Source organism: Sphingobium sp. FW306-1B-F04DB, assembly GCF_058781925.1.
In genome coordinates this window covers 55,226-80,666 of sequence record NZ_JBYSXE010000009.1, presented here as the reverse complement: position 1 = coordinate 80,666, position 25,441 = coordinate 55,226, and the positions used below count along the sequence as shown (strand labels likewise).

The following is a 25,441-nucleotide window of genomic DNA, read 5'->3' as shown; positions in this document are numbered from 1 at the left end:
CGATGGAACTCGGATTCTCCCCTCAGGACCAAGCCTTTCGCGACGAGGTTCGCGCCTTTCTCGACGACAACCTGTCCGATTATCTCCGGGCGGGGATGGAGGCGACGCCGACGGTTTTTGTCGAACCCGATATCGGCGGCGAGTGGCAGCGCATTCTGAATGCGAAGGGCTGGCTTGCCTATCACTGGCCGGTCGAGTGCGGCGGCACCGACTGGACGCCCGTACAGCGCTATATCTTCGAGAAGGAATGTGCCCTGGCGGACGCGCCCGGACTACCGGTGCTTGGACTGAAGTTGCTCGGCCCGGTCATCTGCCGCTTCGGCACCGAGAAGCAGAAGCGGGAAATCCTGCCGCGTATCCTGAGCGGTGAGGACTATTGGTGCCAGGGCTTTTCCGAACCCGGCTCCGGATCGGATCTCGCGAGCCTCAAGACACGCGCGGAACGCTGCAGCGCTCACTATGTCATCAACGGCCGCAAGCTGTGGACGACACATGCGCACCACGCCACGCACATGTTCTGCCTCGCACGCACCGATCCGGACGCACGGCCCCAGCGAGGCATCAGCTTCATCCTGATCGATATGCGCCAGCCAGGCATCGAGGTCCGCGAGATCCGGGGGCTGGCGGGCGATCACGAAGTCAACGAGGTCTTCATCGACGACGCGGTCGCGCCGCTCGAAAACCTTGTGGGCGAGGAAGGCAGCGGCTGGACGATCGCGAAGTTCCTGCTGGAGAATGAGCGCGGCGGATCCTGCCATGCGCCCAAGCTGCTTTGCGATCTCGTCAAGATCCGCGAGGAAGCTGCACGTGAACCCGACGGGCTGGGCGGCGTCATGGCGCATGACCTGGCATTCATGACCGAGCTGGCGCGCACCGAGCTTCAGGCGCAGGCGCTCGAGACGACGGAGCTGCGCATTCTGGCGGAGCTTGCCAAGGGCCTGCCGCCCGGACCGCAGACATCGCTCGTCAAGCTCGTCGCCTCCAACCTGCGCCAGCGCGTCGACGGGCTCTCGCTTCGGCTGTTCGGCTATTCGGGGCTCGCGCTCGAGGGACAGCGCCCGCTCTATGGCAATGGAAGCCCTGAGCCGCTCTACAGCAAGGCCGCCCAGCTTGCTGCGCCGCGCTATCTCAACAGCCGCGCCTGGTCGATCTTCGGAGGGACCAACGAGGTCCAGCGCGGGATCATCGCCAAGACCGTGCTCGGACTATAGAATTGGTGGAAACGAGAAGACAATGACGACGGGAGAGAAACATGCAGCTCAGCCGTGACGCGCTGCTCAGGGCATACCGCCAGATGAAGACGATCCGCACCTTCGAGGACCGGCTGCATGACGAGATCCAGACGGGCGAGATCGCGGGGTTCACGCATCTCTATGCCGGGCAGGAAGCCTGCGCCGTGGGGGTATGCGAGCATCTGGGCCCGCAGGACTACATCATCTCCACGCATCGCGGCCACGGTCACTGCATCGCCAAGGGCTGCGACGTCCTCGGCATGATGAAGGAACTGTACGGAAGCCGCGAAGGCCTGTGCAAGGGGCGTGGCGGATCGATGCACATTGCCGATATCGAGGTGGGCATGCTCGGCGCCAACGGCATCGTCGGCGCGGGCGCCCCGCTTGCCGTCGGCGCCGGGATTACCGCGAAGAGCAATGGCACGGTCTCGATCGCCTTTTCGGGCGATGGCGCGTGCAACCAGGGGACGACCTTCGAGGCGATGAACCTTGCGGTGGTGCTCAAGCTTCCCGTGATCTTCGTGTTCGAGAACAACCATTATTCGGAGCATACCGGGGTCGCCTATGCGGTCGGCGCCGAGAGCATGGCCGCGCGCGCCGCGGCGTTCGGGATGCGCGCCGAAATGGCCAATGGCATCGATTTCTTCGCGGTCTATGACGCGATGCGCGAGCTGATCGAATATTGCCGGGCAGGCAACGGCCCCGCCGCGATCGAGCTCGATACCGAGCGCTTCTTCGGCCATTTCGAGGGCGACCCGCAACGCTATCGCGGCAAGGGCGAGCTCGACCGTATTCGCGAGCAGCGCGACTGCCTCAAGGTCTTCCGCGCCAAGGTCGCTGACGCCAAGCTGCTCGACGTCAGCGATCTCGATGCGGTCGACGAGGAGGTGATGGCGCTGATCGATCGCGCGGTTGCCGAGGCCAAGACCGCCGAAAAGCCGCGTGCCGAGCATGTCACCGAAGACGTCTATATCAGCTACTGAGCCGAGGGGATCGACAATCATGGCGAGCAAGATGATCCGCGAGGCGATCCTCGAGACGATCGACGCGGAAATGGCGCGCGATCCCAATGTGATCATGCTGGGCGAGGATATCGTTGGCGGCAACGGCGCGCCGGGCGGCCCCGAAGCGATCGGCGGGATCTGGAGCACCTCGACCGGACTCTGGGCCAAATACGGCTCCGACCGGGTGATCGACACCCCGATTTCGGAAAGCGCGATCATCGGCGCGGCGGCGGGCGCGTCGCTCACCGGCAAGCGCGCGATCGCCGAGATCATGTTCGCCGACTTCATCGGCGTGTGCCTCGACCAGATATGGAACCAGGTCGCGAAGTTCCGCTACATGTTCGGCGGCAAGACGCGTTGCCCGGTGACGATCCGGATGGTGTATGGCGCGGGCTTCAACGCCGCCGCCCAGCACAGCCAGGCGATCCACGGCATGGTGACCGCGATGCCCGGCCTCAAGGTCGTGATGCCCGCCACCGCCGCCGACGCCAAGGGGTTGCTGACCAGCGCGATCCGCGACGACGATCCGGTGATCTTCCTCGAGCACAAGGCGCTCTATGCCAACAAGGGCGAAGTCCCGGACGGCGAATATCTCGTACCCTTCGGCCATGCGCGGCAGGTGACGCAGGGAGACGACATCACGGTGCTCGCGACCGGGCTGATGGTTGGTTTTGCCGAAGCGGCGGCGAACAACCTCGCCGAGGAGGGCATCGGCTGCGATCTGCTCGACCTCAGGACCACGAGCCCGCTCGACGAGGAAGCGATTCTCGATAGTGTCGAACGGACGGGGCGGCTGATGATCGTTGACGAGAGCCCGCCGCGCTGCGGGCTCGCCGCGGACCTTGCGGCGCTGGTCGCGAGCAAGGCCTTTGCCTCTCTGAGGGCACCGGTCGAACTGGTTACCGCGCCGCATAGCCCCATCCCCTTCGCGCGCGAGCTGGAAGGCGCCTATCTCCCCTCAGCCGACAAGGTCGAGGCGGCGGCGCTCAAGCTCATGTCCTACAGGCGAGGATGACCGCGATGGCCAAATTGCGCGCGTTCACCATGCCCAAATGGGGCATCGAGATGACCGAGGGTGTGGTCGCCGAATGGATGGTCGAGGAGGGCAAACCCTTCAGCAAGGGCGACCTCATCGCGCTCATCGAAACCGACAAGATCACCAACGAGGTCGAGGCCGAATATGACGGCGTGTTCCCCCGCCTCGTTGCGGTGGCGGGCGAGACCTATCAGGTCGGCGACCTGATCGCGGTGCTCGCCGATGCGGGCGACACGCCCGATGCTGCCGAGGTCGACGCCTTTGTCGAGGGCTTCAGGCCCGCCGACACCAGCACCGCCTCGAAGGGCGGCAAAGGCAAGCCGCCGCCAAAGGCCGCTGAGCCAGCGCCCCCGCCTCCCCCGCCCGCGCCCAGGGTCGCGAGCATCCCCGACGACGCCAATATCAGCCCCGCCGCACGGGCGCTGGCCGAGGAACGCGGCGTCGATATCGCAGCGATCGCCGGATCGGGCCGCGACAGCCGGATCACCTATCAGGACGTGCTTCAGGCGACCCTGCCGCCGGTAGCGGCGGGCGGCGGCGAGCCCGTCGATATCAGTCCGACGGGCAACCAGCTCGACGGCTGCTATGCGAGCCCGCTCGCCAAGCGCCTTGCCGTCCAGCATGGCGTCGATCTTACGCGGATCAGCGGGACCGGCCCGCGCGGACGCATCTGCAAGGCCGATGTGCTCGCGCTGGTCAGGGAACCCGAGCCGGCCGCTGCGCCCGTGATAGCATTCGAACGCCCCGCCGCCGGCACCGCCGAAATCATCAAGATGTCGCCGATGCGCAAGGCGATCGCCAGGTCGCTGAGCCTCAGCAAATCGACGATCCCGCATTTCTACCTGCGCAGCCGGGTGCGCATCGACGCGATCCTCGGCCTGCGTGCACAGGCCAAGGCGGCGACGGGCGAGGCGCCCAGCGTCAACGACTATATCGTGCGCGCCTCGGCGATCGCGCTCGCGCGGCATCCCGACGTCAACGTCCAGGTCCATGGCGACGAGATCCACCGTTTCGGCAGCGCCGACATCGCGGTTGCGGTCGCGACCGACAAGGGGCTGATCACGCCGATCGTGCGGGGTGCGGACCGGCTTTCGGTCGCGGCCATCTCGCGCGAAATCAAGGCGCTCGCCGAGCGTGCGCGCGCGGGCAAGCTGCAGCCGGACGAGTTCCAGGGCGGCAGCTTCTCGGTCAGCAATCTCGGCATGTTCGGGATCGACCAGTTCGACGCGATCATCAATCCGCCGCAGGGCGCGATCCTGGCGGTAGGTGCGGGCACGCGCCAGCCGATCGAGATCGGCAACGCACTCGGCTTCGCGACGATGGTCGAGCTCTCCCTGTCCTGCGACCACCGGGCGATCGATGGCGCGGTAGGCGCGCAGTTCATGCAGACGCTCAAGGCCCTGATCGAGGATCCGGCACTGCTGACGGCGTGACGGGAGCCGGGCGGAACCTTGGTCGGAACCCGCCATCAGGGCGGAGGAAACCTGACAGCAGCTTTCCATACATCCGCTCCTTAAGGCCGATCGACCACTGTCGGCGACGGTGCAGCCGCTCGCAAGCCACCGCTGCGCTCTAAGCGGACATTTCAATGAATGTCCACGCAGCGCATGTCGGCTCAGCGTTGATGATCATGGCCCAAAGCATCGCCGCTCGTCGGTTGCGATGCGCAAGGGGACAAAAGGGAATAGGCAGGCGGCCAGCCGGGTTGTTTCCGCCCAAATTCTTGCGTGCGTCAATGCCGCCAAGTTTGAATTTCGGGTACGATCGACCTGGCGTTTCTTGGCCGAGAAGTCCGGGGTGGGCAAAGCCCACCCCGCGCGTCTTACAGACCGTCAAGGCCCTTGCTGACCAGCACGTTCACCGCAACGCGGCGGTTCTGTGCCTTGCCTTCGACGGTGGTATTGTCCGCCGCCGGGTCCGCTTCGGCCATCCCGGTGGGGGTCAGCATGCGATAGGGCTTCCAGCCGCAGGCCTGCTGAAGATAATTGACGACGCGACCGGCTCGCTTTTCGCTAAGCTCCTGGTTGAATTCCTGGCTTCCCGTGGAATCGGTGTAGCCAACGACCAGCAGCAGGGCGTTGTCCATCCCCTCCGCTTGGGTAGCCGCGGCGCAGAGATCGGCTTTCGCCTCAGCGGACAGCACCGCCTTGCCGGTGTCGAAGTTCACGTTCGTCGTGCTTTTGACATTGTACTGGTCGATATCACCCATGCGGCCGCGCAGCGCCTCTGTTGCCGCCGTCTGTTCGGCAAAGCGCTGGTCGGTGCCGTTATGGATCATCGTCGCGGTCTTGAGGTCCTTGTTCTTGAGAACGATCTGGCTCGCCACCAGGTCGCTGCCGCCCTGCAATGTATCGACGGTGACGGGCAGGCCGTTGAGCAGCGACGTTGCGGCAAGATTGCTGCGATTGAGGCCCAGGAATCCCCCGCTGGCCTTGATCCGGGTGCTGTCGTTGATGGCGATGATCGTCTTGGTGCCGTCGGCGGCCGTGACCTGCATCTTGTCGCCGCTGCGCGCGGAGATGATGCCTTCGACCTTGGGCCCCTTGGTCATTTCAGCCGCTTCGGGCGAAGGCTCGCTATATACGGTCGCCGAGACGTCGGCCTCGGGCGGGGCCTGCTCCTGCGCAGCCAGGCTGCCCGACGCTGTCCCGGCAAGCATGGCAAGCAGCAAGAGAACTCTTGGGCTTTTGGAAACGACATTCATTACGTTACTCCTTGTCAGCCCCCCCTCCATCTGGCTTCGTTATGATGTGCGGCATGTAGCCGTACCTGAGCACCATGGATTTCCGGCGTGTTCGGACAAACCTTTCGCGCAGATGAACAGGCCCGGTGACAGGCGCGGTTGTATGGTTAATTCGAGCGTGTCGTGCGGTGAACCGATCGGAGTGCGCCGTATAGACGAAGCTCATTCAGGTAAAATTGAGTATCCGCTTCCGCCCCATCTGAAACATTGGTCTGGCGCCGGCTTCGCGTGTGCTTTCGGTGAGCCCTGAAGCAGCCTTGAATGACCGGAATGTCGCGCCCAGCCGTCGTTGCGCCGAACGTCCGCAAGCGGGTCAAAGCCGCCAATGCTATCGATAGGTTCGATCGAGCCATTCGCGGCTGACGTGGAGGACCTCCGCGGCGCGCGCGTTCAGGTCGGGGAAGGCGTCACGCAAAGCCTTTGAGCGCTGCTCGATCGCGAAGGGCAGGCCGCTCGGCAGGACCGCGGCCAGCGCTTCCAGCGGCAAACCGCCCTCACCAAGGAACAGGCGCCCGTCGATCGCTTCCTCGAGAATCCCCGCCACGTCCGCCGGATCAGGCCCCTTGGCGGGCGCGTCGGCGAACTGGGCGTAGCTCAGCCAGCGCCGCGGTAGCGCGGCGATATCCTCGAGCGTGCCCCCCGAGCGGTTCCAGTGGAGGCTGTCGATGAGCAGCCCCGCCGCGGGCGAGTCCACCTGCTCGAGCAGTGCACTCGCCTCGTGGATCGTCTTCACCTCGGTGAACAGGCCGAATTCGAGGTTGATGCGGATGTCGTTGGCGCGGCCCTTTTCCATCAGCCGCCCGAGCTTGTCGCGCGTCGCCGAGCGGTCGGGATCGCTGCTGACGCACAGCACGTTGCGCGCGCCGAGCTCGGCGCCGATCTCGACGATGCGATCATGGTCGGGATTGTGCGGGCCGGGCTTGATCCACACCACCTCGACATCGAGCAGGCTCAACCCCGCGTCGCGCAACGCCGCCTTCACGGCGCGCGTCGTCTCCAGCGTCCACTGATCGGGCTCGATCCACATCCCGCCATAGTCGAAGCCCGCGCGCGCCGCGGCTTCGACGAGCTGGAGGGGAGTCGCTTCGGGCATGATGCCCGAGGCCATGGCGATCGGATGACGTTTCGCCATGCGTCAGGCAGCCGCTGCCGAGGTGGCGCGGATCACCGATGCCTCGATTTCCTCCTTGGTCGGATTGCGGCGCAGCGTGAGCCCACCGTTCACCTGCAGGTTCTGCCCGGTCATGAAGCACTCGTCGCTGGCGAGGAATACGCAGCCTGCCGCGATATCGTCCTTGGTGCCATAGCGTCCGAGCGGATAACCCGGGATGAAAGCCTCCATGACCCCGGGCACCGCCCCAGCCTCGGCGGTCATCGGCGTTTCGGTGACGCCCGGCGAGATCGAGTTCACGCGGATGCCGCGATCGCCGAACTCGTTGGCGACGCAGCGGACGAGATGATCGGTGCCCGCCTTGGTCGCCATATAGGCATAGTGGTCGTGGAACTGGATCGTGGCGGTCGCCGAGCTGATCTGGATGATCGAGCCGCCCTTTTCCATCGCGGGGATGAGCGCCTGAAAGAGCTGGAACGGTCCGCGCAGCTGGAGCGCGTACATCCGGTCGAGCTCGTCGTCGGTGGTCTCGAGGAAGGGCTTGAGCAGCCCCCAGCCCGTGGCGTTCACCGCGATGTCGAGCCCGCCGAGCTTGCGGCTCGCCTGATCGACCATCGCAAAGATGCTGTCGCGCGCGGTCATGTCGCCCTCGACCGCGACGCCGCCGATCTCGCGCGCAAGGTCTTCGAGCACGTCCATGTGCCGCCCCGCGACCGCGACCTTCGCGCCCTCGGCGGCGAGGCGGCGCGCGATCACCTGACCCATATTGTCGCGCCCCGCGGCGCCGACGACGAGCGCCTTCCTGTCCTTCAGCCGATCCATCGCCCCTGCTCCTTCTCAGACATATTCGCTGGCCAGCGGCACGCGGCGCAGCGCCTGTCCCGCGGTGATATCGATGCGCTGCCCCGTCACGAAGGCCTCGTCGCTCGCGAGCCACAGCGCGACCTCGGCAATGTCCTCCACGGTCGGGAAGCGCCCGAGCGGCATTTCCTTGATGAAGGCGCGGGTAACGGCCTCCATCGCGAAATAATCCTCGGTCATCGCGCTCTTGGTGAAGCCCGGGGCGATGCTGTTGACGCGGATATTGCGTTCCCCCAGCTCGTTGGCCGCGATCCTGACCGCGACATCGGCCCCGCCCTTTGCCCCGGCATAGGCGGCATAGCCCGGCGCCTGCGCGAGCACGGTCAGCGAGGACGTGGTGATGATCGAACCGCCGCCGGTCATCGCCGCGGCCATGTGCTTCATGAACAGCACCGTGCCGACGAAGTGCACATCGCTTGAAAGTTTGAGGTTCTCCGGCGTCGATTCAAGGATCGTTTCGCTGACCGGAACCCCGGCGTAGTTCACCGCAGCATGGAGCCCGCCATAGGTATCGACCGCGGCCTTGGCGAGCGCGGCAATATCCGCCTCCTTCGTGATGTCGCACCCGACACCGATGCCGCCGAGCTTCTTCGCGATCTCCTCCACCGCCTCCTTGCGGCGCGCGGCAAGGACGAGCTTCGCGCCTTCCCCGGCAAAGCGCCGCGCGGTCGCCGCGCCCATGCTGCGCTCGTCGGATGCGCCGAGAATGACGGCGACCTTGCCCTCGAGACGTCCCATAGCTGCTCCTCTCTTGCCGCCCGGGGCGGTCAATATTGCTCGTTCCTCAGGATCGTGAACTTGCGGCGTGAAAAGCCCCAGCGGCCGTCGCGCTTGCGGTAGCTGTCTTCATAGGTGCCGAGCACGCGGAGTTTCTTGCCGTCGGCAGTCTCGGCGGTCTCGCTGGTATAGGAACGGCCCTCGGCGCGATCGCCGCTGACCGTCACCGACCCCTGTGTCACGCGCATCACGACGAAGGGGAAGCCCTCCATCGCCGCCTTCCACGCCGCGACGATCGCGTCCTTGCCCTTGACGGGTTCGGGATCGAAGAGGAACCATTCGGCCTCCTCGTCCCACGCGCTGCCCCAGAGTTCGGCGTCGCGCCGGTTCACGCCGTCGCCATAGCGGGCAAGCACGTCATTGATGGCGACGCGGTCCTCCCATTCGCTCATTCGATTTCGCCGTGAATGCCGCAGGCATCGTTGAGCAGTTCATGGAAGCGCTGGATCCGCTTTTCCTGCCCGGAGATGATCCCGCCCTTGTAACCGAGGCTGTGCAACCCCTGCTGCTGCCCGACCGCAACCGACATATCCTGGTCAGCGACATAGCCGAGCGTCGCCTCGCCATAGATCACGGTCTCCCGTTCCGCATGCGCGAAGGGGCGCACGCCCACCGGCGTCACCACTTCGGTCCGGTCCTTCGCGGGCGGCATCAGATACCAGTGATCGAAGATGCACTGTTCGGGGTCGGTCGGATGCGGCTCCGAACGGAGGATCTGGAATCCGTCGGGGCTCATCGTGATCGTGGTGTTGGGCCAGAGCGTGTAGTGATAATAATCGGTCAGCTGGCTGTCGGTCATCGTGTCCAGATTGACGAAGCCGCGCTCGGGGCCAAGCCGCCTTTTCGCTTGCTGGACCGCGACCCGCGCCTGCGTCGCGCGCCCCTCGAAATCGGCGGGGTCAAGATCCCATTCGCGCAGCAGGTCGTCGAGCGGCGCCTGCATGGAGTCGGGGACGTCGAGCCGTTTGGAGGGATGACATCCCTTTTGCACCATCCGGTTGTGGCCAGTGGGATACATCTCGAAGCTGGTATCGGTATATTCGTCGTCGATGAAGCTGGCGAGCTCGGGATGCAGCGTCGGCAGGTGATAGCTCTCGTTGAAATTGTCGCGGATGATCTTCCAGTTGCAGGGAACGACGCAGCGCACGTCGAGCACCTTCTTCATCGTCTCCATCCGGTAGCCCTTGAGCTGGTCGGGCAACGGCGCGAGCCATTCGAGCAGGGGCTGCGCCGTCCTGTTCATGTTGAACCAGACGAACGGCCCCCAGGTCTCGCACGCGATCTCGGTCAGATGCGCCTTGCCGCAGGGATTGCCGCTGGGGAAATCCTCCGCGTCCTGAGCGAACAACAGCGTGCCGTCCCTGCCGTACTGCCAGCCGTGATAGGAGCAGGTGATCCGTTCGCTGCTGCCCATGTCGGACCAGAGCAACCGGTTTCCGCGGTGGATGCAGGCGTTGAAGAAGGCGCGGATCGAGCCGTTCTCCTGGCGGATCATGAGGACGCTGTCCCGCCCGAGATTGTGCGTGACCCAGTCGCCCGGCTCTTCGAGATCGGCGAGGCAGCCGCCGATGTGCCAGACCTGAGTGAAGACGTGCTTCCACTCGGCCTTCATCCATTCCGGCGAATAATAGCGCTCGCCCGTTATCTTATCGCCGCGGACCGGCGGGTCATAGGCTTCCAGTGTGCGGCCGAGAAAATGCTCTTTCGTCACGGGGTATCCTCTCGATTTCCTGCGCAAGGGAGTCGGTGATCCAGCCAAATCTACCGTGCTGTGCAGCCGAACAAACTCGGCTTTCTGCTAGTGCGACCTGTGCGAAATCGCAGGAGGTGACGGTGGCGTGGACGACTAGGATCGCGGCCGAAGGAGACGATCGATGGGATTGCTCGACGGAAAGGTGGCGCTGGTGACGGGCGCGGCGCAGGGGCTGGGCGAAGCCGATGCGCGGTTGTTGGCGGCCGAGGGCGCGCGTGTCGTGCTGACCGACGTCAAGGCCGAGGTCGGGCAGCAGGTGGCCGGCAGCATCCCCGGTGCGCTGTTCCTCGAGCACGATGTGACCAGCGACGAGGGCTGGCAAACCGTCATCGCACGCGTCGACAAGGAGTTCGGGCGGCTCGACATTCTCGTCAACAATGCGGGAATGGTGCGCTTCGCCTCGATCGAGGACTGCACGCTCGCCGATTGGCAGCTGCACATGCGCGTGATGGCCGACGGCACCTTCCTTGGCTGCCATCACGCTATCCCGCTGATGGCGCGATCGGGCGACGGGGGATCGATCATCAACATGTCGTCGGTCGCCGCGATCAAGGGCGTGGGCGTGATCCCCGCCTATACCGCCGCCAAGGGCGCCATCCTCGCGATGACGCGCAGCATCGCGGTGCACTGTCAGGAAAAGGGCTACAACATCCGCTGCAACGCGATCGTCCCAGGCGCGCACGAGACCCCGATGACCGCGTCCGCGCTCGCCCAGCTGCCGCAGGGCGAGGCGGGGCTCGACCAGATCCAGGCGCACGGCCAGGGCAAGCCCGAGGATGTGGCGAACCTCGTCGTCTTTCTCGCATCGGACAAGGGCCGGCAGATCACGGGGACGCATATCGTCATCGACAATGGCGAGACGATGGGGTGATTGAAGCTTAGCCGGAGCCTAAATTCCTCCCCGAGCTTGTCTCGGGGAGGGGGACCGTCCGTAGGGCGGTGGAGAGGAAGGAGACCCGGTCAATGCCGCAACCTGCCCCTCCACCATGCTGCGCATGGTCCCCCTCCCCAAGCGAGCTTGGGGAGGATCTTATGGTCACCAGACGTCGGAGTTAGGCATTCACGCGCTTGAGGAAGCACTTGATCGCGCGCGCTGAAACGGAATCGCCGAGCTTGCGAGCATAAGCCCGAAAATGTCGGTCAGCGCGCCCTGCAACATAAGCAATGTGCCCGTCCGCGGCAGTGCGAGCGCAATCAAGAGGCCGGCGCCCACAACGATAAGGAGCAACGATCCCTGACCCGCAGGCTCGGATTTGCGAATTGCGCGGGGAGAAAACACGTTAACCATGACGAGGAGGATCGCCACCACTGCAAGGGGGAGGATTACAGCGATCCAATGCGGTTCGCGAATGTACCAAAAATATTGAACAAATGGCATCGCAAGGAAGGCGCTCGCCAACAGGTAATGGAACCAGCGCGCCGGCATCGTCTCGTACGCGTCCAGCGTAGACTGGGCTACGCGCACGCTTTTCCCGCTGACATCCGGATTACGCTTGACCTGCCGCGCATACACAACTGCCACCGCGATTGGTCCAGCGGTTGCTCCCAAGAGCCCCATCGTCATATCCGTCCCCCGTTATTGGGACTGCGATACCCAGAGAGTCATTTCTTAGTTGTTATCGCTGCCGAAAATCTACGTGAGTTCACCTCCTACCGGCTTTCCGCAATCACCCACTCGATCGCATTGCGCAGAATCTTCCGGAAATGCGGATTGTCATAGGCGGCCGGGGCGTCGCCGGGCTGGAGATAGACGAGCGGGCTGTTGATCGCGCGCTTCGCCCAGCCGATCAGGTTCGAACCCGGCGGGTGCGCCCAGCCCTTGTTGTCGTACATCCGCCCCTCGAGCGCCGCGGTGGCGCTGTAGAAACTGGCGGCGACGAACTCATGCGACGAGCGGAGCAGCGGGGTCACGTCACCCTCGAAGACCTCCGCGAGATAGAGTTCGTCGGTCATCGCGAAGCGCGGCGGAATGCCCGCCATCACGGGATGATCGGGGGCGACGTTGTTCGCTTCATAGTCCACCGCATGCGCATAGCCGCTGTCGAGCCGCTCCTCGCCGCGAAGCCTTGACGCGCGATAGAGGAAGCGGCCGCCGAGCCATTCGCCATATTCCGGCCAGCCGGGCCAGCCCGCGAGCGCGTGGTGGAGCGCGACGACGCCCTTGCCTTCGGTCAGCAGCGCCTCGAATCCCGCCTTGAAGGCAGGGTCGGGCTCGACGATCCCGGGCCTTTCGGTCGGATGTTCGAAGTCGAGGCCGGGCATGTCGTAGAGCACCAGCGCGTCGAAACCGCGCATGCCCTCGGGGTTCATCAGCAGCGCCGCCGCGGGCTGGTCGACCATCGTTGCCGAGACGCCGTCCATGTCCTGGAAGATCGCGTCGAACGCGCTGCGGTCGAAGGGATGGCCGCGCACCGCGACCAGCAGGCGCACCGCGGCGTGATGATGGATGATCGGCATCGCTCCTCTCCCTGCCGCCCAGCATATCGGCCGGCCCCGACGGACAAGCACCTAGCGGAAACGCAAGTCGCGCGCCCCATCCGCGCTCCATAGACTGGCAATGGGTGCGGGATTCTGTGCCGCAACGGAGAGCGATTGTGAACAAGCCAGTCCAGATGCCGGTCATGCCACGCGACGGATTGGCGAGGGCCGGGGATCCGATCAACCCATGAGCGGTGACGCGCTCACCATCGCCGGGGTCGCCGATCTTCAGGCCATCCGCACAAAGCTGGCGCAGCACAGCCGCGGCATCGATCGCACCGATTTCAACCTGCTCGCGGACTGCTATCACGCCGACGGGACGGTCGATTACGGCTTCTTCAGGGGTTCGGCGCGCGAATTCGCGGAGATCCTGGTGAACGCGCAGCGCGGCCAGCCGGTCACGCTCCATCGCACCTCGCAGATGTGGATCAGGCTCGACGGCGAGCGCGCGACCTCGGAAAGCTATGTCGTCGCATATGCCCAGAGCCCCGATGCCGACGGAACGGTGAAACAGCGGCTGATCTGTGGGCGCTATCTTGATCGCCACGAACGACGAGACGGCGAGTGGCGACTGGCGCACCGCACCTATGTGCTCGATGCGAATGCCAACTGGCCCGGCGAATATACGCCGGGCCCGCCCGGCCCGCTTGCGGCACATGTGCCGCAAGGCGGACAGGGATCCGCCGATGCCGGTTTGGCGCTGCTGGCGCTCGCAAGCGCGCAAAAGGAACGAATTTCAGAAGGAGAAAGCGGGATGCGGAACGAACTTCCCGATCCGGCGACTGTCGAGGCCGTACTTGCGAAACAACAGATCGCCGATCTGACCATGGCCTATTGCCGCGGTGTGGACCGCGCCGACGAGGCGCTGCTCAAGACGATCTTCCACGACGAAAGCACGGTCGTGAGCGGCGCCTTCAACGGCAGTGGCCAGGACTTCGCGACCGAGATCTGCAAGATCGTGAAGGCCGTCTTCAACCAGACCTTCCACAGCATCGCCAACCAGTGGGTCGAGGTGACCGGCGATACGGCGGCGGGCGAAACCTATGTCGTCGCTGTCGCTACTATGACCGAGGAAGACGGCACCCGATCCGAGATGCTGACGGGCGGGCGCTATATCGACCGGTTCGCGAAACGTGACGGCACATGGAAGATCGCGGAACGCAGCTTCGTCATGGACTGGAGCATCAAGCAGCCAAGCACGCAGGTGATGGACGAAGGCATGTATTCGGCGCTGGAACTCCAGGGCAAGCAAGGGCCCGACGATCCGGTCTACGGCATGTGGCACTGAAGGGCATTTCGAGGAGAAAAACGGGACATGGCCTTCGACCTTGAACGCGAGGTTCGCGACCTCGCCGCACGGCGCGATATCCAGAAGGCGATCTTCGCCTATATGCGCGGACAGGACCGGCTCGACTGGAAGCTGCAGCGCAGCGCCTTTCACGATGATGCCGATGTCGATTGCGGGCTGCTGCGCGGCGGACCCGAAGCCTATACCGACTTCGCACAGGGCTTCCTCGCCGATCTCGTCGGCAGCCAGCATGTCGTGGGCCAGGTCGATCTCGAGGTTGATGGCGAGCGTGCGACGGGCGAGGTCTATTTCTTCGCCTGGCACCGCGTCGTCGAGGACGGCGCGGACAAGGATCTGCTGATGGCGGGCCGCTATGTCGACGAGTATGAATGTCGCGGCGGGAAATGGGCGATTTCGAAGCGCCGCGAGCTGATCGACTGGGCGCGCACCGATCCCGCATCCGACGACATCCTGAAGCAGATGAACAAGATCCATCTCTCGGGCCGCAAGGGTAGCGATTTCAGTCAGACGCGCGACTGGGCGTCGGGCACCTCGGGGCGCTGAGTCGATGCCCGCCAACCGCCGCTTCGTCCTGATCGCCCGGCCGGGCGGGCTACCCAAGCCCGGCGATTTCGAGCTGCGCGACGAACCGACGCCCGAACTGGGCGACGGCGAGTTCCTGATCCGCAATCACTATGCGTCGCTCGACCCCGCGATCCGCGGCTGGCTCGACGACGCGCCGAGCTACCTGCCCCCGGTCGCGCTGGGCGATGCGGTCCGCGCGACCACCGTCGGCGTCGTCGAGGAGAGCAGGGCAGAGGGCTTCAAGCCCGGCGACTGGGTGATGGGGCTCAACAAGATCGAGCATTATTCGGTGGCGCAGACGGGCGGTTTCACCAACCCGATCGACGTCGATGCGGTCCCCGAGGTCACCAATTATCTTTCGGTGCTCGGCGCGGTCGGCCTCACCGCCTATTTCGGTGTCAATGAGGTGCTGAAGCCGCGTGCGGGCGAGACATTCCTGATCAGCGGCGCAGCGGGCGCGGTCGGCTCGCTTGCGGGGCAGCTCGGCAAGCTCGCGGGCGCGCGCGTCATCGGTATTGCGGGCGGCGCGGCGAAATGCGCGCGCTTGACGCAAGACTACGGCTTCGATGCGGCGATCGACTATCGCGGCAAGGATGTCGCCGCGCTTGCCGCCGCGATCGCCGAGGCAGCGCCCGACGGTATCGACCTCGTCTTCGAGAATGTCGGCGGCATTGGGCTCGATGCCACGCTGCTCAACATCAACCGCGAGGCCCGGATCGGGCTGTGCGGCCTGATCTCCGAATACAACACCGGGCATTACGGCACGCGCAATCTCTGGCAACTCATCGTCAAGTCCGCACGTATCCAGGGTTTCCTGATCAGCGACTACCTCCCGCGCTTCGCCGAGGGCGCGGCGGCGATGGCGAAGCTCGTCTCCGAAGGAAAGCTTCGCTTCGACGAGCATGTCGAGGAGGGGATCGACAATGCCCATGCCGCCTTCATGCGGCTGTTCGAGGGCACCAACCAGGGCAAGCTGATCCTGAAGCTCGTTTGAAAGGGATTCGATGCGCGGACTGAAGGGCAGGATCGCGGTCGTGACGGGCGCCGCATCGGGCATCGGCGCGGCGATCATGCGGCGATTGAGCGAAGACGGCGTCAATGTGATCGCGGTCGATCGCAACGAGGGCCCCGGAATCCAGCTTGCGATCGACGTTTCCGCCGAGAATGCCCCGGTGCGCATAGCCGCGCTCGCCGAACAATCGGGCGGCTGCGACATCCTCGTCAACGCCGCGGGGATCAGCGCCTTCGGACTGTTCGACGACCCCGACCAGACGCTCTGGGACGACACGCTTCGCATCAATCTCGACGCGGTCGCACGGATCACGCGCGCATTGCTTCCACAGCTACGCGCTTCGGATCAGGGCCGCATCATCATGATCGGATCGACCTGTTCGCAATTCGCCTCACCCGGGCTCTCGGCCTATGTCGTCTCCAAGCACGCGATCCTCGGCCTCACCCGCGCGCTCGCCTCGGAGCTCGGCAAGGACGGGATAACCGTGAACTGCATACAGCCGGGCGCGATCCTGACAGGCATCACCGGCCCCGTCTTCGAACAGGATCCGTCCTTCCGCGATTATTGGACCAACAAGGCCGCGCTCGGCCGCATCGGCACCCCCGACGACATCGCGCCGCTCGCCGCCTTCCTCGCGAGCGAAGAGGCGCGTTTCATCACCGGTCACGGCATCTATGCCGACGGCGGGGCGATGCAGCAGAATTAGGGCGCTAAGTTCAATTGGAAGTCGTGGAGCAACTCATATCAGCCCCTCCCTTTCAAGGGAGGGGTGAAAGGGAGGTCAGCGATCGGCAAAGAGCAGCCGCGTCGGCGCGCAGGATCGGGTAGCGGCCATCGCGACCGGCATCGCGCGATAGGCATCCGAGAGGAGCTCGACGCCGTAAAGTCCGTCATAGCCGCTGGCGTCGAGCGCATCGAGAAAGGGCAATAGCGGGAATTCGCCTTCCCCCGGTGCGACGCGGCAATTTATCGTTTCCTGCAAATAGTCCCCCCGCGCCTCGATCGGGCCGTCATCGAGCTCCACATGGTTGACGATCCCGCGCGGCAGCGCCGCGATGCCTTCCATAGAGATCCGTCCGCGCATGACGTGCCAGATGTCGAGCAGCAGCCCGCCATTGGCCCTTCCCGCACCCTCGACCACCGCGCGACCCGCCTGGAGCTCGCACAGGTTGGACGTCGGGAACAGCTCGATCGTGACCGCTGTGCCCGCCTCGGCCGCCTCGTCGCATAGCCGTGCGAACTCCTCGATCAGCCGGTCCATGGGCCAGGTCGCTCCGGTCAGGTCCCCCGCGACCTTGATGTGCCGCACGCGCAACTTTTCGGCGGCGTCGAGCAGGATACGCCGCTGCACATCGGAAACGGTGCGGCGCTCGCCGTCCGCGAACCAGTCGAGCAAGACCTCCAGTTCGCGGTGGACAAGGCCGTTGCTGTCGAGGATCGCGTTGATCTCCGCTGCGCCGTGCCTTTCAAGCAGGTGCTGCACGTCCTGCACGCCCAACCCGATCCCGCGATAGCCCGCATCCGCCGCGGCACCGGCGCGCGCGGCAAGCGAGTGGGGGCTGACCGTGAATTCGTCGAAGGGGCCGATATTTCCCGCCAGCGTGAAATAGGTGGCGATGAGTTCGGGCCTTGCCATCGGCTAGCGCCGGTCTTCGAGGATGATGTCGGCCGCGCGCCATGCAAGCGCCATTGCGGGCGCATTGGTGTTGCCGGTCACAGGCCCGGGCATTACCGAACAGTCGACCACGCGCACACCTTCGACACCGCGCACCCGCAGGCGCGGATCGACCACGGATGCCTCATCACCCCCCATCCGGCACGTGCCGGTGCCGTGGAGCCCGCAGGTGGAAAGCGTCCGGAAGCTTTCGAGCAGCGCCTCGTCGCTGCGTACCTCGGCGCCGGGGAGCAGCTCGGCCGCGATCTCGCGCGCCAGCGACGGCTGCGCCATGAAGCGGCGCATGTACCGGATCGAGGCGACCGCGGCCTCCTGGTCGGCAGGGGTGGAAAGCCAGTTGGGCGCGATCGCAACCCCGCCTTGGGGTTCGGCCGACCGGACATGCACCGAGCCCTCGCTCTCGAGCCGCAGCAACTGGCCATAGATCGAGATGCCGGGCTGGCGATCGATGTTGTTGAGCGGCACGGGGTGATTGTCGTCGCTCAGCGCAAAGGTGTAGCCGCCGAGATAGAGCTGCAGGTCGGTGCGGCCGTCAGGGTGCGCCGCATTGACGAACGCGCCGACCTCGAAGGGGCCGGTCGCCAGCGCGCCGCTGCGCGTCAGGTAATATTGGAGGGCCGAGCGCGCGAGGCCGATCCCGAAGAAGCTGCGGTTGATGCCGTCCTGGCGCTTGAGCCTGTGAGGCATGGCATAGGACAGGTGCTCGCGCATCCGGTTGCCGACATCGGGGCTGTGCGCAACGGTCGCGAGACCGAGGCCCGAGAGCAGCGCGCCGTCGCCCACGCCCGAGCGCTCGAGGATCTGCGGGCTTTCCATCGTCCCCGCCGCAAGGATGACCTCACCGACGCAGCCGACGTCGCCGTTGATCGCGCCGCTCAGCGTCACACCCGAAGCGCGGTTGTTCGAGAAGCGCACGCGCCGCGCGATCGTGTCGGTCACGACGTGCAGATTGAGGCGCGATCGGGCTGGCTTCAGAAAGGCCGTGGCCGAACTCTGCCGCCGGCCGTGGCAAATATTGTGGCTGTAATAGCCGACGCGTCCGCCCGTGCGGCTGTTGAGATCTTCGGTCTCCGCAAGGCCGAGCTCGACGCCCGCGGCGATCATACGGCGTGTCAGCGGGTAACGGAAGGTCCCCGGCACGACATGGACGGGGCCACCGCTGCCACGCGTCGCGCTCGCGCCGAGGGCATGGTCCTCGATCGCGCGGAATGCCTCGGTCATCGCGTTGCCGTTCCAGCCGGTGCAGCCCATCGCGCCCCAGGCGTCGTAGTCGGCGGGCTCGCCCCGGCTCCAGATCATGCCGTTGATCGACGAGGATCCGCCGATGCCGCGTCCCCTGATCCACACCTCGTGCGCATCCTCGCCGGCGCGGCGTGGCTGCTCGACCTGATAGGCCCAGATGTGCGCCGGATCGACCACCAGCTTCGCGACGCCCTTGGGCATATGGATCCAGCGGCTCGTGTCCGGCCCGCCCGCCTCGACCAGCAGCACGCGGTTGCGCGGATCGCGCGACAGCTTTTCGGCGAGCACGCACCCCGCCGAACCCGCGCCGAGGATGATATAGTCATATTCGCCTGCACAGTCGGCGCGTTCGCCCACCAGCCTCTCCCGCGATATCGCTTTTCTGCCCAAACCATCGCGGCCGCCGAACGCCCGGCCTACTCTCACTTGCGCTAGAATCGCGCACCGCTCGCCTAGCCATTGTCGCAGCTGGCGCCGGACAGCCGCCTTCTTCAATATCGCTGCATGAATACGCCGTTGCCCCCTTTTCCGGGGAGACTTGAGGGCCGGATTGCACTCGTCACGGGGGCCGCGTCGGGCCTGGGTGCCGCAATCGCGACCCGGCTCGACGCCGAGGGGGCGCACGTCATCGTTGCCGACATCGATGAGGCAGGAGCCCGCGCGCACGCGGCGACGCTCAAACATTGCAACCACGCCATCGCGCTCGACGTCACCGTATCCGCGCAGTGGCAATCCGCGATCGACGAAATCGCCGAGCGCCACCGCCGGCTTGACGTTCTGGTCAACAATGCGGGCATCACGACCATGGGTTCGATCGAGGTGCTCGACTATGCGGCGTTGCGCCATGAGCTCGACGTCGATGTCGGCGGCGTGTTCCTCGGCTGCCAGCACGGCATTGCGCTGATGAAGGAGACAGGCGGCTCGATCGTCAACATGTCGTCCGCGGCCGGCCTCAGGGCCGATCCCGACCTTGTCGGCTACAATGCGGCGAAGGCGGCGGTTGCGCTTATGACGAAGTCGATCGCGCTGCATTGCGCGCGGGAGCGTTACGGAATCCGCTGCAACAGCGTCCATCCGGGCGCGATCCGGACGCCGATCCTCGACAAGGTGCTGGCGCAGGTCGAGGATCCCGAGGCGACGCTTGCCGGTTTCATGGCGGCGCATCCGATCGGCCATCTGGGCCATCCCGACGATATCGCGGCGATCGTCGCCTATCTCGCATCCGACGAGAGCCGCTTCGCGACGGGTGCGGCGTTCAGCATCGACGGGGGAATGACCGCGCTGTGAGCGCATTTCGCGCACTGTGGCACTTTCGCCGCATGCGCGCGCCGATATGCCCGACCTACGCAAAGTCGCAGGTCGTTTCGGCCGTGCAGAACATCTAGATTCGCACGCGGAACATGCGTTCCTGACAGAGCCTTGGGAAAACGCCCGGGCCAATGGCTTGGAGGGGAATGTGGGGAAGATTCTGATGAAGCGCCCGATCATGCTCGCACTTGGAACAGGCACGCTGTGGGCGATGCCCGCCATGGCGCAGGACACCGCCGAGCCCGCGCAGCCCGCGGCGGCACCCGAGGCACCGGAAGAAGTCGGCGTGGCGGATATCATCGTTACCGCGCGCCGTCGCGATGAAACGCTGCAGGACACGCCCGTCGCCATCACCGCGATCTCCCCGTCCCAGCTGGAAGGCGCTGCCGCCCTCAACATCGGCGACCTGCAGGGTGCGGCACCCAACGTGCTCATCACCGTCCAGTCGACAGGCGCATCCACGGCCAACATCTCGATCCGCGGCATCGCCTTCGCCGATGTCGACAAGTCTTTCGACCCCGCGGTCGGGGTCAACATCGACAGCGTCTATATCGGCACCTCGACCGGCCAGATGCTCGATTTCTTCGACATCGAATCGATCGAGATCCTGCGCGGCCCGCAAGGCACGCTGTTCGGGCGCAACACGATCGCGGGCGTCATCAACGTTCGGCGCACCCGTCCCACCGGCGAATGGGGCGGCAAGTTCGAGGCGGGGATCGCGAACTACGACCTGTTCACCGGACGCGCCGTGGTGAACGTGCCGATCGTGCCCGAGGTTCTCGCCGCGAAGTTCTTCGAAATGCACAGCGACGGATCGGGCTATTACAAGCAGCTCGGCACCGGCAAGTATCGCGGTGCATCGAACAGCGAGAATTTCGGCGCAAGCTTCCTGCTCACGCCCGGTGAAAGTTTCGATGCGCTGCTGACGCTCGAAAAGCAGGTGCAGGATTTCGATCCGGTCAATGGTTCGCTGACGCGCACGGGCGACGTCTTCTGCCCCCTGCTGCCGATCTGCGATGGCAGTATCACCGATGACATCTATACGGTCTTTCCCGTCAATCCGACGATCGGCCGCTATCGCGCGCCTGCCGCCACGCTGGAGATGAACTGGGACACCGGCCCGGTAAAACTCACCTCGATCACCTCCTATCGGGAATCCAAGGAGCTTCAGCAGCAGGATTTCGCCACGGGCGGCCTCTATCTGGCAAACCGTCGCCAGAAATATCACCAGTTCAGTCAGGAGCTTCGGGGCGCCGGCAACATTGGCGACAGCTTCGATTATGTCGCCGGCCTCTATTACTTCGACAGCAAATATAACCTCATCCAGAACACGACCGTCTTCGGCGGGCCGACGCCAGAGCAGGATACGACGGGAAGATCCGAATCCTATGCCGCCTTCCTCGACCTGAACTGGGAGGTCTTCGAGGGCGTCCGGCTTTCGGGCGGCGGCCGCTATACCCATGACAAGAAAGAGATGCAGACGACGCTCGAGGGCGTCTTTGTCGGGCCCAATGCCAGCAAGAGCTGGAGCAAGTTCACGCCCAAGGTGGGGATCGACTGGCGCCCGAGTGACGACCTCATGCTCTATGCCTCCTGGTCGCGTGGGTATCGCTCGGGCGGCTTCAACGGCCGCGGTCTCTCGCCCATATCGGCGACGACGCCCTATGATCCAGAGACCGTCGACTCCTATGAAGTCGGCCTGAAGAGCGAGTTCTGGGACAACAAGGTCGCGCTGAACATCGCGGGCTTCTACACCGACTACAAGGATATCCAGCAATCGACCACGATCACGCTTGCGGGCGGCGTCGGCAACGAAACGATCGTCACGAACGCCGCGTCGGCCAAGATCAAGGGTATCGAGGCCGACCTTACATTCCAGCCGGTCCGCAACCTCATCCTGCGCAGTTCTCTGGGCTATACCGACTCGAAATTCGGCGGCTTCGTGACCAGCCAGCCGGTCGCCGGCTTCACTTTCCCGGTCCAGTTCGATCTTTCGGACGTCGATCTGATCTATGCGCCCAAGATCACCTGGTCGATCAACGGCGAATATACGCTGCCGGTCGATTTCGGCCCGTTCGGCGGCGACATCAAGTTCAACGCCGGCTATCGTTACCTTGCCCGCTACGACCAGCAGATCGCTGCCGACCCGGCGACGCCGATACCCGCAGGAACCACCGCGGATACGGTCATCATCGTCGATCGCAACGACCCGCGGCTGCGCTCGGACAAGCAGAACCTGCTCGATGCCAGCCTTTCATTCATCTGGAACATGAACAGCGCGGGCGCCAAGGGCCGGCTGACTATCTTTGGCCGCAACCTGCTCGACGATCGCGGGCCCAACACGGCCTTCACCGTTGCGGCATTCCCCACGCTCTGGGCCTTCGCCGCGGCACGCGAGCCGCGGACCTACGGCGCACAGCTCGGGTTCGAGTTCTAGCAGGCGCCGGGACGCCTCTCCTCCCTGGGGCGGTCGGGCTATCCCGGCCGCCATTTTTTGATGAAAGGAGAGGGTTCGCGGAGGCCGTAATCGGCCCAATTTCAGCCCCTCCCTTGAAAGGGAGGGGTGAAGGGTGGCCTCCCACCCCATGGTGACGTTCGCGCCTACCTATGCGCGTGTCGGCAGGGCGCCCCCGGCTGCGGGCGCCGCCCCTCCAGCAATCCCGACGATCACGCGTTGATGTATTTCATCAGCGTGTTCTGGAACTGACGGAGCTGGATCTCCTGATAGTTCGCCAGATTGACCTCGTTGTTCTTCGAGGCCTTCAGCCCCTCCTGAACATAGGGCAGGTTGTCCATGTCCTGTTCGAACACATCGCCGAGGATCTTGCCAAGTTCGGTCGCCTCGGTCCATTTCTGTTCCTTGGTCAGGAACCTCATCGGAACCGAGCGGGGCCTTTCCTGCCCCGGCGGCACGCGCGTCAGGACGCGGACCTCCATCAGCGTGTGATCCTGATCGGGCCATGGCCGCCAGCGATAGACGAGATTGGGCTGGAATCCCGCCCAGGGGCTGAAATTGGGGAAGACGTCGTAGAGGATCGCGTCCATCATCTCGCTGTCCGACGCGAAGCTGACGTCGTGGCCGAACATCTTGCTCGTCGTCTCGCGCAGCTTGGCGCCAAGCGCGGCGCGCGCGGTCGCGCCTTCGGGCACCTTCACGTCGAAACCGTCGCCCTCACCCTCGTAATTGTCCGTGGAACGGCCGTTATATTTGACGAACTCGTCGACGATCCATTGCTGTTCCCTGCCCTCGGGATCGAGATGGGGAGACATCACGCCGAAGGGCGTGACGGTCAGGTTCACATTGTCGCCATAGATATTGTAGAGCGAGTTGCAGTCACCCGTGAACGGCAGCAGCTGGGGATGGGTGATGACGGTGTGCCAGCTCTCCATAAAGGCTTCCATCACCGCCTTCCAGTTGGCGGGGATCACCTTGCCCACCCACACCGCGGTCACGCATTCCTCGTGTTTCCAGCGTTTGAAATGCTCGGGCAGCGGCGCGAGATATTCCTCGAGCGTCGGGCCGTCCGCGCTTTCACGGATGAAGATATAGCCGCCCCAGCGCCCCACCTGCGCCTCGGGCAGCCGCATCTTCTCATCGGACAGATGCGCGAAATCCCAGCGACAGGGCATCCCCTTCAGCGTGCCGTCATTGTTCCAGGTGAAGCCGTGGAAGGGGCATTGCAGTTCGGCGGTCCAGCCATCCTCGGTCTTCAGCTTGCGGCCGCGATGGAGGCAAACATTGTAGAAGGCGCGGATCGAGTCATCCGCCTGGCGGACGAGGATGAACGAGCGGCCGACATTCTCGTAGACCACATAGTCGCCGGGCTCGGGCAGTTCCTCCTCGCGCGCCGCGAATTGCCAGACCTTGGGCCACATCTTCTGCTTCTCGAGCTCGAAGAAGGCGGGGTCGGTGTAGCGCGAGGCAGGAATCGGCTCGGATCCCAGATTCTCGTAGACGTCCTGATAGAGGAATTCGGGAACGGGATTCGTGTCCGCAAGCGCCATATCGCGGAAGCTCGGACCCGGGCACCGCGCCAGGGGTTCGCCTTTGATTGCCGGATCGCGGTCGGCCATATGATGATTCTCCTCTGCCTTGACGGCAGGTTAGCCGATTCAATTTGCCTTCGGACCTATGGAATGCGTCAGGCGATATCCCAGTCGAGCGGCAGGCTTTCGACGGTGCCGACGATCCCGCCGTGCATCCGGACCGGTCCGTCACCAGCATAGCGGAAACGCGGAATTCGGGAAAACCACTCGTCCAGCGTTATCAGGATCTCGGTCCGCGCAAGATGCGCGCCGGGGCAGCGATGCGGGCCGTTGCCGAAGGTGGAATGCGCCCCGTCGCGCCGGTCCAGATCGAGGTCCATCGGACGGTCATTGGCGGCCGGGTCCAAGCCGTGGGCCATGGTAGGCATCGCGACGACATCGCCTGCACGGATGGTGACGCAATCCACGAAAATGTCCTCGCGTGCCACGCGCGCGATCGAGACCACGGGAAAGCGGCGAACGATTTCCTCGATGATGCCCGCACGGTTCTCCATCGCCGCGATCCGCGCCTGCACGTCGGGGCGCATCGCCAGATAATGCCAGACGAAGCCCAGCAGGTTCACCACCGTATCGAGCCCCGCGATCAGCACCTGGACCGCGAGCTGGACCGCACGCTCCTCGGAGATCGGCGCACCCTCGACCTCGCCCCGGAGCAGGTCGGAAAGCAGATCCTCGCCGTCGCCGCCGCTGCGTGCGCGGACGATGGGCAGCATGTAGCCGGAGAGCAAAGCGGTGGCGGCCTCGAACGAAATCTCGGGATCGGGCCGGACGATCGCGTCGCACCAGCGCTTGAGTCTCGCGGTGTCGTCCTGCGGCAGCCCGACCAGCGACATGAAGATGCGGATCGGGAAGATGCTGCTGTACTCGGCGATGAAGTCGCAATGGCCGCGGGCAGCGAACTGCTCGATGAGATCCGCAGAAACCGCCCTGATCCGCTCCTCGATCCCGCGCACGGTGCGCGGCGAGAGCGCACCGTTCAGCAGCTTGCGATAGGGCGTGTGCTCGGGTGGATCGAGCGTGGTGGGGACGAGGTGATGATGCTCGGCGGTCGACCGCGGCACGAACAGGATGCGGTTCGAAAGCCGCTCGGGCTGCGCGAAGAATTCGTGGAGCAGCGCGCCGTCGGTCACGATCCAGTGACCCTCGTTGCGGTCGGTCCAGACCAGGCTGAACGCGGTCGACGACACCAGCGCGTTCCAGCTTTCGTGGAATCCCTGTGCCAGCCCCGGTGGCGCGTTCACGTCGAAATCGACGACGCGCTCGGCGGGGACGTGCGCGGGGCGCAGCAT

General features: G+C 64.9%; 23 protein-coding genes. 11 read left to right on the top strand and 12 right to left on the bottom strand.

Annotated elements, in window-relative coordinates:
- Window positions 1-2 precede the first annotated feature (2 nt).
- The 4 genes from AC3WJD_RS06950 to AC3WJD_RS06935 are packed head-to-tail and all read left to right on the top strand — an operon-like array spanning window position 3 to window position 4,705.
- Window positions 3-1,211, top strand: coding sequence for an acyl-CoA dehydrogenase family protein (locus AC3WJD_RS06950; protein ID WP_492745747.1), 1,209 nt, complete (start codon window positions 3-5; stop codon window positions 1,209-1,211).
- Between the two features lie 41 nt (window positions 1,212-1,252).
- A complete protein-coding gene (locus AC3WJD_RS06945; protein ID WP_492745746.1) occupies window positions 1,253-2,215 on the top strand; it encodes a thiamine pyrophosphate-dependent dehydrogenase E1 component subunit alpha in 963 nt (320 codons plus the stop codon).
- 19 nt (window positions 2,216-2,234) lie between these two features.
- Window positions 2,235-3,251 (top strand): alpha-ketoacid dehydrogenase subunit beta, encoded by a 1,017-nt coding sequence (locus AC3WJD_RS06940; protein WP_492745745.1) that lies wholly within the window; start codon window positions 2,235-2,237, stop codon window positions 3,249-3,251.
- Window positions 3,252-3,256: 5 nt separating this feature from the next.
- Window positions 3,257-4,705, top strand: coding sequence for a dihydrolipoamide acetyltransferase family protein (locus AC3WJD_RS06935; protein WP_492745743.1), 1,449 nt, complete (start codon window positions 3,257-3,259; stop codon window positions 4,703-4,705).
- A 389-nt stretch (window positions 4,706-5,094) separates the two neighbouring features.
- Here the strand turns inward: AC3WJD_RS06935 and AC3WJD_RS06930 are convergent, their stop codons facing one another.
- From AC3WJD_RS06930 to AC3WJD_RS06905, 6 genes are all read right to left on the bottom strand, one after another.
- On the bottom strand, window positions 5,095-5,976 hold the full coding sequence (locus AC3WJD_RS06930; RefSeq protein WP_492745802.1) for an OmpA family protein: 882 nt from the start codon (window positions 5,974-5,976) through the stop codon (window positions 5,095-5,097).
- A gap of 367 nt (window positions 5,977-6,343) precedes the next feature.
- Window positions 6,344-7,147, bottom strand: a complete 804-nt coding sequence (locus tag AC3WJD_RS06925; protein ID WP_492745742.1) for a sugar phosphate isomerase/epimerase family protein — start codon at window positions 7,145-7,147, stop codon at window positions 6,344-6,346.
- A 3-nt stretch (window positions 7,148-7,150) separates the two neighbouring features.
- Entirely contained in the window at window positions 7,151-7,948 is a 798-nt protein-coding gene (locus AC3WJD_RS06920; RefSeq protein ID WP_492745740.1) for an SDR family NAD(P)-dependent oxidoreductase, read from the bottom strand.
- Between the two features lie 15 nt (window positions 7,949-7,963).
- Window positions 7,964-8,725: an SDR family NAD(P)-dependent oxidoreductase gene (locus AC3WJD_RS06915; protein WP_492745738.1), complete on the bottom strand. Its 762-nt coding sequence runs from the start codon at window positions 8,723-8,725 to the stop codon at window positions 7,964-7,966.
- Window positions 8,726-8,754: 29 nt separating this feature from the next.
- Entirely contained in the window at window positions 8,755-9,156 is a 402-nt protein-coding gene (locus AC3WJD_RS06910) for a nuclear transport factor 2 family protein (RefSeq protein WP_492745736.1), read from the bottom strand.
- A complete protein-coding gene (locus tag AC3WJD_RS06905; RefSeq protein ID WP_492745734.1) occupies window positions 9,153-10,475 on the bottom strand; it encodes an aromatic ring-hydroxylating oxygenase subunit alpha in 1,323 nt (440 codons plus the stop codon). The genes AC3WJD_RS06910 and AC3WJD_RS06905 overlap by 4 nt, the downstream gene beginning before the upstream one ends.
- Before the next feature lie 163 nt (window positions 10,476-10,638).
- Here AC3WJD_RS06905 and AC3WJD_RS06900 point away from each other — a divergent pair, with 163 nt between their 5' ends.
- Complete coding sequence (locus AC3WJD_RS06900) at window positions 10,639-11,388, top strand: SDR family oxidoreductase (RefSeq protein WP_492745732.1); 750 nt, start codon at window positions 10,639-10,641, stop codon at window positions 11,386-11,388.
- 189 nt (window positions 11,389-11,577) lie between these two features.
- Here AC3WJD_RS06900 and AC3WJD_RS06895 read toward each other — a convergent pair whose 3' ends face one another.
- Window positions 11,578-12,081 carry a hypothetical protein gene (locus AC3WJD_RS06895; RefSeq protein WP_492745730.1) on the bottom strand — a complete coding sequence of 168 codons (504 nt, stop codon included), beginning with the start codon at window positions 12,079-12,081 and terminating at the stop codon, window positions 11,578-11,580.
- A gap of 86 nt (window positions 12,082-12,167) precedes the next feature.
- Complete coding sequence (locus AC3WJD_RS06890) at window positions 12,168-12,974, bottom strand: ThuA domain-containing protein (RefSeq protein ID WP_492745728.1); 807 nt, start codon at window positions 12,972-12,974, stop codon at window positions 12,168-12,170.
- Window positions 12,975-13,182: 208 nt separating this feature from the next.
- On the opposite strand from AC3WJD_RS06890, the gene AC3WJD_RS06885 reads away from it, so the two are divergent.
- Genes AC3WJD_RS06885 through AC3WJD_RS06870 form a run of 4 tightly spaced genes read left to right on the top strand, consistent with a single transcriptional unit; the run spans window position 13,183 to window position 16,586 of the window.
- Window positions 13,183-14,283, top strand: a complete 1,101-nt coding sequence (locus AC3WJD_RS06885; RefSeq protein ID WP_492745726.1) for a nuclear transport factor 2 family protein — start codon at window positions 13,183-13,185, stop codon at window positions 14,281-14,283.
- A gap of 27 nt (window positions 14,284-14,310) precedes the next feature.
- Window positions 14,311-14,847: a nuclear transport factor 2 family protein gene (locus AC3WJD_RS06880; RefSeq protein ID WP_492745724.1), complete on the top strand. Its 537-nt coding sequence runs from the start codon at window positions 14,311-14,313 to the stop codon at window positions 14,845-14,847.
- A 4-nt stretch (window positions 14,848-14,851) separates the two neighbouring features.
- Window positions 14,852-15,862, top strand: coding sequence for an NADP-dependent oxidoreductase (locus AC3WJD_RS06875; RefSeq protein ID WP_492745722.1), 1,011 nt, complete (start codon window positions 14,852-14,854; stop codon window positions 15,860-15,862).
- Between the two features lie 10 nt (window positions 15,863-15,872).
- Window positions 15,873-16,586, top strand: coding sequence for an SDR family NAD(P)-dependent oxidoreductase (locus tag AC3WJD_RS06870; protein ID WP_492745720.1), 714 nt, complete (start codon window positions 15,873-15,875; stop codon window positions 16,584-16,586).
- 75 nt (window positions 16,587-16,661) lie between these two features.
- Here the strand turns inward: AC3WJD_RS06870 and AC3WJD_RS06865 are convergent, their stop codons facing one another.
- Together AC3WJD_RS06865 and AC3WJD_RS06860 are read right to left on the bottom strand one after the other, a co-directional pair.
- Window positions 16,662-17,516 (bottom strand): sugar phosphate isomerase/epimerase family protein, encoded by an 855-nt coding sequence (locus AC3WJD_RS06865; protein ID WP_492745718.1) that lies wholly within the window; start codon window positions 17,514-17,516, stop codon window positions 16,662-16,664.
- 3 nt (window positions 17,517-17,519) lie between these two features.
- A complete protein-coding gene (locus AC3WJD_RS06860; protein WP_492745716.1) occupies window positions 17,520-19,154 on the bottom strand; it encodes a GMC family oxidoreductase in 1,635 nt (544 codons plus the stop codon).
- Window positions 19,155-19,313: 159 nt separating this feature from the next.
- Here AC3WJD_RS06860 and AC3WJD_RS06855 point away from each other — a divergent pair, with 159 nt between their 5' ends.
- Both AC3WJD_RS06855 and AC3WJD_RS06850 read left to right on the top strand, forming a co-directional pair.
- A complete protein-coding gene (locus AC3WJD_RS06855) occupies window positions 19,314-20,084 on the top strand; it encodes a glucose 1-dehydrogenase (protein WP_492745714.1) in 771 nt (256 codons plus the stop codon).
- Window positions 20,085-20,268: 184 nt separating this feature from the next.
- Window positions 20,269-22,542 (top strand): TonB-dependent receptor, encoded by a 2,274-nt coding sequence (locus AC3WJD_RS06850; protein ID WP_492745712.1) that lies wholly within the window; start codon window positions 20,269-20,271, stop codon window positions 22,540-22,542.
- Window positions 22,543-22,772: 230 nt separating this feature from the next.
- Here the strand turns inward: AC3WJD_RS06850 and AC3WJD_RS06845 are convergent, their stop codons facing one another.
- Complete coding sequence (locus tag AC3WJD_RS06845) at window positions 22,773-24,179, bottom strand: aromatic ring-hydroxylating oxygenase subunit alpha (protein ID WP_492745711.1); 1,407 nt, start codon at window positions 24,177-24,179, stop codon at window positions 22,773-22,775.
- A 68-nt stretch (window positions 24,180-24,247) separates the two neighbouring features.
- A complete protein-coding gene (locus tag AC3WJD_RS06840; RefSeq protein WP_492745709.1) occupies window positions 24,248-25,441 on the bottom strand; it encodes a cytochrome P450 in 1,194 nt (397 codons plus the stop codon).